Annotated in this window: 2 protein-coding genes; both read left to right on the forward strand. The window is 65.0% G+C overall.

What is annotated here, in order from left to right:
• Positions 1–69: 69 nt before the first annotated feature.
• Positions 70–378, forward strand: coding sequence for a transposase (locus tag ACT3TZ_RS15165; protein ID WP_444584243.1), 309 nt, complete (start codon positions 70–72; stop codon positions 376–378).
• Positions 375–964 (forward strand): IS3 family transposase (locus ACT3TZ_RS15170; RefSeq protein WP_444584244.1); only part of this gene is annotated, 590 nt, incomplete at its 3' end. The genes ACT3TZ_RS15165 and ACT3TZ_RS15170, both read left to right, overlap by 4 nt.

Here is a 964-nt window from a genome sequence, read left to right on the forward strand (position 1 = left end):
GGGACTGCCGCAAGGATGGGTGACATCTGATCTGGCTTGCCCGTAGGGCGGCCTGGAAGGATGTGCACCATGCCCGCTCCCTACCCCCAGGAGTTCCGCGAAGACGTCGTGCGAGTGGCCCGGTCCCGTGAGGACGGCATCACGATCGCGCAGATCGCGAAGGACTTCGGCGTCCACGAGATGACGCTCCACAAATGGATCCGCCAAGCCGATATCGACGACGGCAACCGCCCCGGCAGGACCCGGGAGGAATCGACCGAGTTGCGTGAGGCGCGCAAGCAGATCCGGCTGCTTCAGCAGGAGAACGAGGTCCTCCGCCGCGCCGCTGCCTACCTGTCCCAGGCGAACCTGCCGGGAAAAGGTACTACCCGCTCGTGAGCGAGCTCGCCGTCGACGGCATCCCCGTCACGGTGTCCCTGCGGGTCCTGAAGCTCTCCCGCCAGCCCTACTACCGCTGGCGGAAACAGCAGGTCACCAATGCCGAACTGATCGAGGCTTACCGGGCCAACGCCCTGCTGGACGCCCACGTCGACGACCCCGAGTACGGCTACCGGCTCCTGGTCGACGAAGCCGCCGACACCGGCGAGAAGATGTGTGAGCGGACCGCGTGGAAGATCTGCCGGGACAACCAGTGGTGGTCAGTGTTCGGGAAGAAGCGCGGTAAGAACGGGAAGCGCCCCGGGCCACCGGTCCACGACGACCTCGTCAAGCGCGACTTCACTGCTGATGACGTCAACGAACTGTGGCTGACCGACATCACGGAACACCCCACCGACGAGGGCAAGCTCTACCTCTGCGCCATCAAGGACGTGTTCTCCGGCCGGATCGTCGGCTACTCCATGGACTCCCGGATGAAGGCGCGTCTGGCAGTGAATGCCCTGGAGAGCGCGATATCCAGGCGTCGAGATGCCGCTGGCTGCATCGTCCACTCGGACCGCGGATCCCAGTTCCGATCACGGAAGTT

The organism is Brachybacterium sp. AOP25-B2-12 (assembly GCF_052378625.1).
Taxonomy (GTDB): Bacteria; Actinomycetota; Actinomycetes; order Actinomycetales; family Dermabacteraceae; genus Brachybacterium.

What these genes read in the sequence shown, in the direction of transcription:
- ACT3TZ_RS15165 (WP_444584243.1), top strand. Translation starts at nt 70, where the DNA reads ATGCCCGCTCCCTACCCCCAGGAGTTCCGCGAAGACGTCGTGCGAGTG.